The sequence below is a fragment of the Pseudomonas sp. s4 genome, assembly GCF_046764235.1.
GTDB classification, from domain to species: domain Bacteria; phylum Pseudomonadota; class Gammaproteobacteria; order Pseudomonadales; family Pseudomonadaceae; genus Aquipseudomonas; species Aquipseudomonas asiatica.
Genome location: NZ_CP177209.1, coordinates 5,187,964 through 5,200,156, shown reverse-complemented (window position 1 = coordinate 5,200,156; position 12,193 = coordinate 5,187,964). Strand labels below are relative to the sequence as shown.

Here is a 12,193-nt window from a genome sequence, read left to right as displayed (position 1 = left end):
AATGGATGAAGCTCAGACGTTTTGAATAAAGTGGTCCACAATCATTTTCAAACCGAAGAACGTCACCCCGGCTTTAAGCAGGATGGCGCCAACACGTTGCGATATTCGGTTTCGAAGAAAGCCGCCCAGGTAGGAACCGGCGGTGGAGGCGGTGATCATGATGATGATCAACTGGGCATAGTCCATGAAGGCAAAGCCGGCAAAGACAAAGGCAGCTACTTTCAGGCCGTGCAATACACTCATCTGCATGGCGTGGGTGACGATGACCTGATCCTTGTTGATGTTCATCCTCATCAGGATCGGCTGGGAAATAAGCCCGGTGACGGCAACGAACAGTGATAGAAACGTTTGCAGGAAGCCAACGATGGCAAAGTTTTTCAGGACAAAGCCGAGCGAGGCGACCAGCTTGGTCCAGGTAATCGCCAGGATGAAGATGCCGAGAATCAACGACAGGTACTTTTCCGGGAAATGCCCAATGAAGAAGTAACCGATGGCTGCCCCTGAAAGGCAGCCGATGACATAACGCGGGAGAATCTCGATTTTTGCGTGCTTGTAATCGAAGGCGAAGCGGCTGCCGTTGCTGACCATCTGAATCAGGCCATGCACTGGCACAACGGCAGAAATGGGCAGGAACTGCGGCATGACTGCCAATAGGCCAATCCCGCCGCCTACGCCGATAGCGGCAGTCATCAAAGAAGTTAGAAAACTGACGCCCACCAAAACATATAGGCCAGCGGATAGTTCAAACATTGTCACTCCTGTCTGATTGACATGAATTCAAGCGGGCACTTCTGTACCGCAGTTGCTCGTTGCTGTTTGTGGCGCGCACGCAGCCACCCGACGGCGCACGGCGCGCCATCGGCTGTCGATGATTGGTTGATAGCGGGTATGTCAGCGCCTGGCTTTCAGTGCCGAGCAGCGCCTTTACGCAGCGGGCGCGCTATTTTTCCGGCAGCGCCCAGGCAATGATGCTGTCACCCAGCTTGGTCGGAATCCGGTCATGCCCGCCGACCACGGCAACAACGTACTGCCGCCCTTCGCTCATGTAGGTCAGGGGCGAAGCCTGGTTGCCGGCCGGTAGGCGCTCTTCCCACAGCAATTCACCACTTTCGCTGTTGTAGGCGCGCATGAAACGGTCGATGGCAGCGCCAGTGAAGGTCACGCCTCCTGCTGTAGCCACGCCAGTAGCGTCGCTCGGAGTGCCGATTTCGAAGCGCAGTTTCGAGGCGATGCCCAAGGGCCCACTGTCATAGCCGGTGCCGAACGGGCGGCTCCAGCGCACTTCACGTGTGCGCAGGTCGATAGCGGAGATGAACCCCCAGGGTGGTGCGATGCACGGCTGTTCCAGCGCTGACATCCATGGGTCCTTGATTGCCCCGAACGGCAGACCGGCCTGGACGCGGAACCCCTGGTTATTGCCCGGCGACTCCTGAAACGACTTGGCATTGATCGCATCGAGCTGTTCGCGTGGAACCAGCCCCTGCATGTACGGCAACCGCTGGTTGTTGATGATCAGCAGGCCTCGCTGCAGGTCCACCATCACTCCGCCCCAGTTCAGGCCGCCGTGATGGCCGGGAAAGATCAGGCTTTGCTGGCCGACTACCGGCGGTGTAAAGATCCCTTCGTAACGCGCCTGGCGAAACTCGATGCGGCATTGCAACTGATCGAACGGCGTCAGGCCCCAGGCGTCGGCTTCGTTCAGCACTTCCGGTCTTTTCGATGGGCGGCCCATGGTGCTCGGCATGCTTGGTGACAGCGGCTGCGTCGCCGCGGTGTAGTCTCCAGGGGCAGTGCCCTGCGGGACGGCAGCCTGCACCACGTCGACCAGCGGTTCGCCGGTGGCGCGGTCGAGGACGAACAACTGGCCCGATTTGGTCGCTTGAATGACGGCCGGGCGTGGGCCGCTGCTCGTGGGGAAATCGATCAGCGCCGGTTGTGGGCTCAGGTCGTAGTCCCAGAGGTCGTGATGGACGGTCTGGAAATGCCATTTGACCTTGCCGGTGAGCGCATCCAGGGCCACCAGTGAAGAGCTGAACTTGTCTTCCTGTTCGGTACGGGTACCGCCATAGAAGTCGCCGGCAGCATTGCCGGTGGTGATGTAGACCAGCCCCAGTTCGTCGTCGGCGGAAATCGGCGCCCATGAGTTGGGCGTGCTGAGCGTATAGGTTTCATCGGCGTCGGCAGGCGCAGTGCTGTCGGGGCGACCGAGGTCCCAGGCCCACTTCTGTTTGCCGCTGACTGCGTCGTAGGCGCGAACCACACCTGATGGCGCCGGGCGCACATCCGAGTCAAGCACGCGGCCACCGGTAATGACCACACCACGGATTACCAGTGGTGCAGAAGTGATGCCGGTGGAGCCTTTGCGGAACGTGCCCAGGCCGTCCTTGAGGTCGGCAAAGCCTGCCGTGCCGAAATCTGGGCAGGCCTGCCCGGTGAGCGCATCAACTGCACCCAGGCGGATGTCGTTGGTACCCCAGATGATGCGTTTGGCGCATAGGCCACTGGCATTGGGTACTTCGTAGTACGAGACACCACGGCAATAGGCACCACCGTTGGCGAAATAGTCCGGGTCGACTTTCGAGTCGTAGCGCCAGTTCTCTTTGCCGGTAGTGGCGCTCAACGAAATGATGATTTGCTTGGGCGTGCAGGTATACAGCGAGTCGCCAACCTTGATTGGCGTGGCCTCGTTCAGATACTTGGTTTTTTCGCCAGGCTGTTTCACATCGCCATGATGATACTCCCAGGCCTTGACCAGGCCGGAAACGTTGCTTGGGGTAATCTGCGCCGCAGCGGAATAGTGGTTGCCGAGGTTGGAGCCGGCATAGGCGGTCCAGTTGGTCTTGTCGTGGGACGCGGCGACATTGGCGTCCGGTGAGGTCACGGTACTGCGGCTGAAGGGTTGCTGTGTATGTGCGGTGATAGCGGGCGAGTCGGCCAGGTGAACGGTGTTGGGGAAGAACAGCGGTGTCAGGATGGTGGCCGCCATCAGCAGCGGCAGCCCCCCCATGACGCTGAAATACAGTGCCTTGTTGACTTTGGCAAAGTCGCGCCGGACAAGAGGCCAGAAGGCCAGAAAGATCACACTGAGAAGTACCAGCCATGCCAGACGTGGGATATAGGCCCAGCCGTTGTAGCCGGATTCCCAGATTGCCCAGCCGTAGGTGGCCAGGGATGCTGCACCGTAGAGATAGATGCCGAGCGACTTCTTCAGGCCCATGAGTGCGGCTGACAGCAGCAATGCGGTACCCATCATTGCGTAGTAAGGCGAGCCGCCGGCACTGACCAGCGTGCTTCCCTGACAGGCCAGCGTCAGGCCAAGCAGGGCCAGCAGAATCGTGTACACCCCGAACAGCAGGCTGGAGACCCCCGTCCCGTTAGCCAACGTTCCTTGTTTCATTGCAATCATCCCTGTGTGATTCGGTGCCACAGTGCGTCCGAGCGGCGCGCATAATTGCTTATTCTTACAATGAAATACAATAAGTGGCGCGAAATTTACTCATGGCGCTGAATCTCAGGGCGGTTTTGTATCTTGCGTAAAAGGAAGGCAATGTCTAAGCTGCCTTCCCTGATCTGAACGCGCGGGTAATGAAAGGAAGGCGGGGGAAGGGGTTACGCCTGCTGGCTTTCCAGCAAGGCATCCTGACGGGTCTTGAGCCGGCCGACTTCGTCCAGATGTTTCCAGAGAAACTGAGCGGCTTCTTCACGCCGACCGGACTCGATCAAGTCGAGCAGGTGCAGGTGCTCCAGGCATTGCGTCATCAGGCGACTGCGGTCGACGTTGGCTTTGTAGCTCATGAAGCGTCTGAGCTGGTTTTGCCGACGTATGGCATCTATGAAGAAGAGATTGCCCGAGCACTGCACGATCATTTCGTGAAACTGGGCGCCAATTTCGAACAGTTGGGCACGTGACAGCTGGTGAATTTCGCCGTCGAGCATGGCCTGCTGTTGCTCCCGGGCTTTGGCAAATGCGGCCTGGTTGACCTTGTAGCCTGGTTCGCGCAGTGCGGCCGGCTCGATGGCCATGCGGAAGCGGTAGCTCTGGATGTGGGTCTGGGCGTTGTGTACGAATTCGTTAAGGCTCCAGCCTTGCCCGGGCTTGCGCTCGACCATGGCTTCGCTGGCCAGCCGGTTGAGGACCTTGAGCAGTTGCCCGCGGGGCACGGAGTAGCGTCGCAGTAATTGGGCCTCAAAGAATTCGGCAGGGACTTCCCCGCTGAGGATGTCGTCCACCACGCGCAGGTAGAAGTCTTCGAATGGGTCGCAGGTGGGCGGTACAGTGGTTTCCTGGATCTGCCCGGCGTCCTGTTTCAGAAAGTAGCCGCGATTGGGCTCCTGCACCGCGATGTTCCACTCGGCGAGCAGGGCAAATACCCTGCGAATGGGGGAGCGGGAGACATCGAAGGCTTGGGCGAAGGTCTGCTCGCGCAATGGCTCGCCGGCCTTCATCGACCGGGCGCGGATCATCTCGATGACGCGAGGGGCCAACTGCAGGGCGAGATCTTTCTTTATCACAGGCTGTATTCCGAATGGTTATCTTCAGTCGATCCAGCAGATTCGGGTCGGACTGGGGCAGGAAAATACCACACACGGATGGATCTATACGCATGCTCAAATTCAATGCTCATCTCGGCTTCCAGTTCAATGAACTGCCTTTTCTGCAGCGTATCGAAGCCGCTGCCGCCGCCGGATTTCGCGCGGTGGAATTCCCGTCGCCCTATGAATTCGATGCGAGTTTGTTGGCTGATCAACTGGCGCAATATGGGTTGCCATTGGTCCAGTTCGCTGCGCCGGCTGGCGTTTCCAAGGGTATTGCCGCGGTGGCGGGCAAGGAGCCCGAGTTCCGTGACGGGTTACGCCAGGCCGTCAGCTATGCCCGCGCACTGGCGTGTGCGGATGTGCACCTGATGTCCGGGGTAACCCACGAGGATGGCGCCGACAAGGTGTACGCGAGCAACCTGGACTATGCCGTGAAGTATTTTGAAGACCAGGGGCTGCGGCCATTGATCGAGGTGATCTGCACGCAGGCAATGCCGGGGTATTACATGTCCGATTTCGGCAAGGCGCAGCAGGTACTGGAGGCGCATCCCGGTATGGGGCTGATCCTTGATCTTTATCATGCACAGTTGCTGACCGGAAATGCTGCCGATGTGCTGGCGCAGTTCTTTGAACGGACGGTGCATGTGCAGGTGGCCGACTGCCCGGGGCGGCATCAGCCGGGGACGGGGCAGATGGATGTTGCAGGGTTGCTGGCGGCGCTGGAGCAGCGCGGGTATGCAGGGTGGGTTGGATGTGAGTATCGGCCTACGGGTGCCACTGTAGATAGCCTTGGCTGGCTTGATCGGTACGTTTCCTGAAAATACGGCGTTCTGGCCCCTCGCATGCCCCGAAAAAAATCCGATACCAGAGGACTGGCATCGGATTTTCGAAGAGCCCCGGCGTGGCGCCGGGGTTCTGTCTCAAGGCTGGATCACTCAGGCCTTGAAGGTCTTGCCTTCGAACTGTTCGGCAACGAAGGCCCAGTTGACCAGGTTCCAGAACGCCTCGACGTACTTCGGACGCAGGTTGCGGTAGTCGATGTAGTAGGCGTGTTCCCAGACGTCGCAGGTCAGCAGCGGGGTGTCGCCGCTGGTCAGCGGGCAGCCGGCGCCGATGGTGCTGGCCAGGGCCAGGGAACCGTCAGCCTTCTTCACCAGCCAGCCCCAGCCGGAACCGAAGGTGCCAACCGAAGTCTTGGTGAACTCTTCCTTGAACTTGTCGAAGGAACCGAAAGCGGCGTTGATGGCGTCAGCCAGGGCACCGGTCGGCTGGCCACCGGCGTTTGGTGCCAGGCAGTTCCAGTAGAAGGTGTGGTTCCAGACTTGAGCGGCGTTGTTGAAGATGCCGCCCGAAGAGCTCTTGACGATCTCTTCCAGGGTCTTGCCTTCGAATTCGGTGCCTGGGACCAGGTTGTTCAGGTTCACGACATAGGTGTTGTGGTGTTTGTCGTGGTGATACTCCAGGGTTTCCTTGGAGATGTGCGGCTGCAGGGCATCGTGGGCGTACGGCAGCGGCGGCAATTCAAAAGCCATGGTGGATCTCCTGATTCAGGTCTGTTTGCGGTTTGCGCAAGGCCGATCACGGGCGGCCCGATGAGCGTCGGCGAGTTTGTACTCTTTGCGACGCAAGGGCTGGATCATAGCACCGGGCCCGGCGCATAACCACGCAACAAAGATAGGGAATAGAGGTTCCAGAGCGGTTGGGGTGTGCCGACCGGTGGTGTTCGGCTTACCCCTTGTGGCGCCTGGCAGATCGAGCGCCGCCCGCGCGGCGCTCGATCTGCCAGGCGCTAGAAATGTTGTGACAAGCCCAGGGTCAGTTGAAGATCAACTGCGCCGCCACCGCGAACATCATCACCGCCACCATCAGGTCGAGCATGCGCCAGGTCGCCGGCCTGGCCAGCCACGGCGCCAGCCAGGCCGCACCGATCGCCAGGGTCGAGAACCACAGCAGCGAGGCGCTGGCAGCGCCGGCCACGTAGGCGCCAGGCGCAGCCTGCTGGGCGCCCAGCGAGCCGATCAGCAGCACCGTGTCGAGGTACACGTGCGGGTTCAGCAGGGTCACCGCCAGGGCACTGAGCAATACCGCGCGGCGTGAGCGCGCACCCTGGCCTTGCTGGTGCTGCAGGCTCTGCCTGGAGCAGGCGCTGCGCAAAGCCTTGGCGCCGTACCAGATCAGGAACACCGCGCCGCCCCAGCGGGCGATCGCCAGCAAGGTCGGGTTGTGCGCCAGCACGGTGGCCAGGCCGAACACTCCGGCAGCCACCAGGATGGCGTCACAGACGATGCACAGTGCCGCCACCGGCAAATGATGCTCGCGGCGCAAGCTCTGGGCGAGGACGAAAGCGTTCTGTGCACCGATGGCCATGATCAGGCCGAAGGCCACGAGCATGCCGTTGAGATAGCTTTGCCACATGGCGCGCTCTCCAAAGCGTCTAAAAGATGCTGGCCATTGTGATGAACCACGCTGTATAAGAAAAACAAATAGAGCTGATCCGTCATTAGGAAAATCGATGTTCGACTACAAGCTGCTGGCCGCCCTCGCCGCCGTGATCGAGCAGGGTGGTTTCGAACGCGCGGCGCAGGTGCTGGGCTTGTCGCAGTCGGCCATTTCCCAGCGCATCAAGCTGCTTGAGGCGCGGGTCGGCCAGCCGGTGCTGGTGCGTGCCACGCCGCCAAGCCCGACCGAAGTCGGCCGCCAGTTGCTCAACCATGTGCAGCAGGTGCGCCTGCTTGAGCGCGACCTGCAGCGCCAGGTGCCGGCGCTGGACGAGGAGGGCATGCCGGAGCGCTTGCGCATCGCCCTCAATGCCGACAGCCTGGCCACTTGGTGGGCCGGTGCGGTGGGTAACTTCTGCGCACAGCAGAATGTGCTGACCGACCTCGTGGTGGAAGACCAGGAAGTGGGCCTGAAACGCATGCGTGCGGGCGAGGTGGCGGCCTGCCTGTGTGGCAGCGAGCGGCCAGTGGCCGGGGCGCGCAGCCTGCCACTGGGTGCCATGCGCTACCGGGCGCTGGCCAGCCCCGGGTTCATGGCGCGGCATTTTCCGCAGGGCTTCGCCGCCAGCCGCCTGGCCCGTACCCCGGCGATCGTGTACGGCCCGGACGACTTCCTGCAACACCGCTACCTGGCATCGCTGGGCATCGAGGATGGCTTCCTGCACCACCTGTGCCCGTCGTCCGAAGGCTTCCTGCGCATGACCGAAGCTGGCCTGGGCTGGGGCCTGGTGCCTGAACTGCAGGCCCGCGAGCAACTGGCCAGCGGCCGGCTGGTGGAAATCTGCAGCGATACCCCCATCGATGTGCCGCTGTACTGGCATCATTGGCGCAATGGCGGGCAACTGCTCGCGCAACTGACCGACCACCTGCGGCACTCCGCACGGCAATGGCTGGTGCCCTTGTAGCCACGGCTGGCGTCAGTTGCATCTGAAATCTGGCAAGACGGAGTCTTACATGCGAATTCTGGTCACCGGCGCGAGTGGCTTCATTGGCGGGCGCTTTGCGCGCTTTGCCCTGGAGCAGGGCCTGGACGTGCGGGTCAGCGGCCGTCGAGCCGAAGGGGTCGAGCACCTGGTCAAGCGCGGCGCCCAGTTCATCCCCGGCGACCTGGGGGATGCCGAGCTGGCCCGCCGCCTGTGCCAGGGCGTCGAGGCGGTAGTGCACTGCGCTGGCGCAGTGGGCAACTGGGGGCGCTACCAGGACTTCTATCAAGGCAATGTGGTGGTCACCGAAAACGTGGTCGAGGGCTGCTTGAAGGAGCACGTACGGCGGCTGGTACACCTGTCGTCGCCGTCGATCTACTTCAATGGCCGCTCGCGCCTGGACATCCGTGAAGACCAGGTGCCTCGCCGCTTCCACGACCACTACGGGCAGACCAAGTACATGGCCGAGCAGAAAGTGTTCGGTGCCCAGGAGTTCGGCCTCGAGGTGCTGGCGCTGCGCCCACGCTTCGTCACCGGCGCTGGCGATGCCAGTATCTTCCCGCGGCTGATGCAGATGCAGCGCAAGGGGCGCGTGGCGATCATCGGCAACGGCCTGAACAAAGTCGATTTCACCAGCGTGCACAACCTTAACGAAGCACTGCTCAGTGCCCTGTTCGCTGACGACCGGGCGCTGGGCCAGGCTTACAACATCAGTAACGGCCAGCCGCTGCCGCTGTGGGATGTGGTCAACTACGTGATGCGCCAGATGCAGCTGCCGCAGGTTACCCGTTACCGTTCCTACGGCCTGGCCTACAGCCTGGCCGCGCTGAACGAGGCGGCCTGCATGTTGTGGCCGGGACGCCCGCAACCGACCCTGTCGCGCCTGGGGATGCAGGTGATGAGCCGCGATTTCACCCTGGATATCAGCCGCGCCCGACAGTACCTGGACTACCAGCCCAAGGTCAGCCTGTGGACGGCATTGGATGAATTCTGTGCCTGGTGGAAGCACCAGCCGCCGGGGCAGTAAAGCCGGCCGGCCGACAATGGTCATCAACCCGCCGCGCTGGCGGTTTATACTCGTGCCTCTTTGCGACTACCGCGGTTGAATGTATCCATGCGTAACCATGCTCACGATGACTACGATGACGTGCCTAGCCTGCGGGCGGGCACCCATGACGATGACGAACTGATGCCGGCGCACGTGGTGCGCAGCCGCCAGAAGGCCGCTCGCGGTGCCAGCACGGCGCCGCTGTGGGCATTGCTCGGGGCCTCGTTCATCGCCTTGGCGGGCCTTGGCTGGTGGAGCTTCCAGCAGATCTCGCTGATGGAGCAGCAACTGGTGGCGACCCAGGAAAGCTTCGCTCGCATCAGCGAAGAGGCTGCCGGGCGCCTGCAGGCGATCAGCGGCAAGGTGGCGGCCAGCGAATCCGGCGCCACTACCAACAGCGAGGCGTTGAAGCTGCAACTGCGTCAGTTGCAGCAGGGGGTGGCCGGGCAGACCGGCGATCTGGGCAAGCGCCTGGAGCAGGTACTGGCTGATACCCGCGAACAGCAGAAGGCCGTGACCCAGCTGCAAACCCAGTTGCAGGCGCAACTGAAGGCGGTGAATGGTGAGCTGGCCGCATTGCGCTCGGGCCAGGTCGATGGTGGCAAGCTGGATACCCAGTTCAAGGGCCTGAACGAACAGGTTGCTGCGCTGAAGGCCGCGCAGGTGGATGGCGCCAAGCTGGATGCGCAGCTCAAGAGCCTGGGCAGCGAGGTTGCTGCGCTGAAGAAGCAGGGTAACCCGAGCGCGGCCATCCAGGACCTGGAGCAGGACATCCTGGTGCTCAAGAGCCAGATCGATAACCGCCCGGCCGCGGCGGCGTCCAGTGGTGCTTCGGTGCAGGAATTCGACGCCTTCCGGGCGCAGACGACACGCAACCTGAATACCTTGCAGAGCCAGATCCAGAACCTGCAGCAGCAGATCAATGCCCGGCCGTGACATTGCAGGGGAGGGCTTTGCCCTCCTATCGCGACACAAGGCCGCTCCTACAGGAAATCGCGTTCCCCTGTGGAGCGGCCTTGTGTCGCGATAGGGCCGTAAAGCGGCCCCGGCGATTTCAGTTACAACCGCGGATAGTCGATGTACCCCACCGGCCCCTTGCCATAGAAAGTCTCCGGCCGCGCCTCGTTCAACGGCGCATCCGCCGCCAGCCGCGCCGGCAGGTCAGGGTTGGCGATGAACGGCACGCCAAACGCCACGGCGTCGGCCTTGCCGCTGGCCAGGGCGGCATTGGCACTGGCCTTGTCAAACCGCTCGTTGACGATGTACGGGCCGCCGAACGCTTCCTTGATCAGCGGGCCGATACTGTCATCGGCTTCCTTTTCCCGCGAGCAGATGAAGGCAATACCACGCTTGCCCAGCTCACGGGCCACGTAGGTAAAGGTTTCGGCACGGTCGGCATCGCCCATGTCATGGGCATCGGCCCGCGGCGCCAGGTGCACGCCCACGCGGTTTGCGCCCCACACCTCAATGGCCGCATCGGTCACTTCCAGCAGCAGCCGCGCACGGTTTTCCAGCGAACCGCCGTAGCGGTCGGTGCGCTGGTTGGTGCTGCTCTGCAGGAACTGGTCGAGCAGGTAGCCGTTGGCGCCGTGGATTTCCACGCCATCGAAACCGGCAGCCTTGGCATTCTCGGCACCGCTGCGGTAGGCCTCGACGATGTCGATGATTTCTTCGGTTTCCAGCGCGCGTGGGGTGGGGTAGTCACTGAGCGGGCGCACCAGGCTTACATGGCCTTTGGGCTGGATCGCGCTGGGGGCCACCGGCAGCTCGCCGTTCAGGTAGCTGGGGTGGGAGATGCGGCCAACATGCCACAGCTGCAGGAAGATGCGCCCGCCGGCGGCATGCACGGCCTTGGTCACGTTGTTCCAGCCACGCACCTGTTCGTCGTTCCAGATACCAGGGGTATCCGGGTAGCCGACGCCCATGGCGCTGACCGAGGTCGCCTCGCTGAGGATCAGCCCGGCGCTGGCGCGCTGTACGTAATACTCGGCCATCAGCGCGTTGGGCACGCGGCCTTCGTCGGCCCGGCAGCGGGTGAGCGGGGCCATGATGATGCGGTTGGGCAGTTGCAGGTCGCCCAGGGTGATCGGATCGAAAAGCGTGGTCATTACGGTTACCTGCCTGTTCAGAGTGCTTGGCGCAGTTGTTCGAGAAACGCCTGGATGGTGGCTTCGTTGCGTTTGAAGAAATGCCATTGGCCGATCTTCTGGCTGCTGATCAGCCCGGCGCGCTGCAAGGTGGCCAGGTGGGCGGAGACGGTCGACTGCGACAGACCGCAGCGTTGGTCTATCTGCCCGGCACATACACCGTTCTCGGTGCTGTGGTACTGGTCGGGGAATTGTGTCGCCGGGTCCTTCAGCCAGCTGAGGATTTCTCGCCTGACCGGGTGGGCCAGCGCTTTTATGATTTCGTCGAGATCGATAGGCATGGGTTGAGGCTCGTTGTAGCGGTATATCGCGATAGAACGAAATGTAAATCGTGGTTTCCCGATATACAAATATGAAGAGGTTCTGAGCTGAGCACGAATCGCTATATCGCGTTATAACGATATATGGGCCGGCGGTGCTAGACTGCGCTCATGAACTACCTCGCACACCTGCACCTTGGCGGCCCGGCGCCGCACCAACTGCTTGGCAGCCTGTATGGCGACTTCGTCAAAGGCTCGCTGGAAGGGCGCTTCCCGCCAGCGCTGGAGGCGGCCATCCGGCTGCACCGGCATATCGACAGCTATACCGACCAGCACCCGTTGGTGTTGGCGGCTCTTGCGCGTTTTCCGCGTGAGCGGCGGCGCTTTGCCGGTATCGTTCTGGATGTGTTTTTCGACCATTGCCTGGCCCGGCATTGGCAGGATTATGCCGAGCAGCCGCTGGAGCAGTTCACCGGGGACTTTTATCGGGTATTGCTGGCGGAGCCCGAGTTGCCGGGGCGGCTGGCGCGGATTGCGCCGTTCATGGCGGCGGATGACTGGCTGGGGGCGTATGGCGATTTTGCCACGCTGGAGCAGGTGTTCAACGGTATTGCCCGGCGCTTGTCGCGGCCGGAGGGGATGGTTGGGGTGATGGGGGAGCTGGAGCGGCTGTATGAGCCATTGCTGGCGGACTTCAGGGAGTTTTATCCACAGTTGCAGGCGTTTGCAGCGGCTGGCCGGTTGTCTGGCAGTTAGTCCTGCGCTGGCCTCTTCGCGGGCA

12 protein-coding genes are annotated in these 12,193 nt (G+C 61.9%); 5 read left to right on the top strand and 7 right to left on the bottom strand.

Annotation, left to right across the window (positions count from 1 at the left end; genetic code table 11):
• Positions 1-12: 12 nt before the first annotated feature.
• The 3 genes from ACK56M_RS24125 to ACK56M_RS24115 all read right to left on the bottom strand — a co-directional run bounded on the left by ACK56M_RS24125 (position 13) and on the right by ACK56M_RS24115 (position 4,512).
• A complete protein-coding gene (locus ACK56M_RS24125; protein ID WP_043935892.1) occupies positions 13-750 on the bottom strand; it encodes a TSUP family transporter in 738 nt (245 codons plus the stop codon).
• A gap of 190 nt (positions 751-940) precedes the next feature.
• Entirely contained in the window at positions 941-3,397 is a 2,457-nt protein-coding gene (locus ACK56M_RS24120; RefSeq protein ID WP_411959103.1) for a membrane-bound PQQ-dependent dehydrogenase, glucose/quinate/shikimate family, read from the bottom strand.
• A 212-nt stretch (positions 3,398-3,609) separates the two neighbouring features.
• Positions 3,610-4,512 (bottom strand): GntR family transcriptional regulator, encoded by a 903-nt coding sequence (locus ACK56M_RS24115; protein ID WP_015271681.1) that lies wholly within the window; start codon positions 4,510-4,512, stop codon positions 3,610-3,612.
• A gap of 92 nt (positions 4,513-4,604) precedes the next feature.
• Between ACK56M_RS24115 and ACK56M_RS24110 the strand changes: the two genes are divergently transcribed.
• Positions 4,605-5,354 carry a hydroxypyruvate isomerase family protein gene (locus ACK56M_RS24110; protein ID WP_217190089.1) on the top strand — a complete coding sequence of 250 codons (750 nt, stop codon included), beginning with the start codon at positions 4,605-4,607 and terminating at the stop codon, positions 5,352-5,354.
• 117 nt (positions 5,355-5,471) lie between these two features.
• On the opposite strand, the gene ACK56M_RS24105 is transcribed toward ACK56M_RS24110, so the two are convergent.
• Both ACK56M_RS24105 and ACK56M_RS24100 read right to left on the bottom strand, forming a co-directional pair.
• The gene (locus tag ACK56M_RS24105) at positions 5,472-6,068 is read right to left on the bottom strand and encodes a superoxide dismutase (protein ID WP_013974076.1); all 597 of its coding nucleotides are present in this window, start codon (positions 6,066-6,068) and stop codon (positions 5,472-5,474) included.
• Positions 6,069-6,351: 283 nt separating this feature from the next.
• A complete protein-coding gene (locus ACK56M_RS24100; RefSeq protein WP_003258234.1) occupies positions 6,352-6,951 on the bottom strand; it encodes a LysE/ArgO family amino acid transporter in 600 nt (199 codons plus the stop codon).
• Positions 6,952-7,048: 97 nt separating this feature from the next.
• Here ACK56M_RS24100 and ACK56M_RS24095 point away from each other — a divergent pair, with 97 nt between their 5' ends.
• The 3 genes from ACK56M_RS24095 to ACK56M_RS24085 all read left to right on the top strand — a co-directional run bounded on the left by ACK56M_RS24095 (position 7,049) and on the right by ACK56M_RS24085 (position 9,941).
• A complete protein-coding gene (locus ACK56M_RS24095) occupies positions 7,049-7,939 on the top strand; it encodes a LysR family transcriptional regulator ArgP (protein WP_015271679.1) in 891 nt (296 codons plus the stop codon).
• Between the two features lie 49 nt (positions 7,940-7,988).
• Entirely contained in the window at positions 7,989-8,984 is a 996-nt protein-coding gene (locus ACK56M_RS24090) for an NAD-dependent epimerase/dehydratase family protein (RefSeq protein WP_015271678.1), read from the top strand.
• 87 nt (positions 8,985-9,071) lie between these two features.
• Entirely contained in the window at positions 9,072-9,941 is an 870-nt protein-coding gene (locus tag ACK56M_RS24085; RefSeq protein ID WP_015271677.1) for a hypothetical protein, read from the top strand.
• 122 nt (positions 9,942-10,063) lie between these two features.
• Here the strand turns inward: ACK56M_RS24085 and ACK56M_RS24080 are convergent, their stop codons facing one another.
• Together ACK56M_RS24080 and ACK56M_RS24075 are read right to left on the bottom strand one after the other, a co-directional pair.
• Positions 10,064-11,113 carry an alkene reductase gene (locus tag ACK56M_RS24080; RefSeq protein ID WP_015271676.1) on the bottom strand — a complete coding sequence of 350 codons (1,050 nt, stop codon included), beginning with the start codon at positions 11,111-11,113 and terminating at the stop codon, positions 10,064-10,066.
• 17 nt (positions 11,114-11,130) lie between these two features.
• On the bottom strand, positions 11,131-11,433 hold the full coding sequence (locus ACK56M_RS24075; protein ID WP_015271675.1) for an ArsR/SmtB family transcription factor: 303 nt from the start codon (positions 11,431-11,433) through the stop codon (positions 11,131-11,133).
• Between the two features lie 150 nt (positions 11,434-11,583).
• Between ACK56M_RS24075 and ACK56M_RS24070 the strand changes: the two genes are divergently transcribed.
• Positions 11,584-12,168 (top strand): ACP phosphodiesterase, encoded by a 585-nt coding sequence (locus ACK56M_RS24070; protein WP_015271674.1) that lies wholly within the window; start codon positions 11,584-11,586, stop codon positions 12,166-12,168.
• Positions 12,169-12,193: the final 25 nt, after the last annotated feature.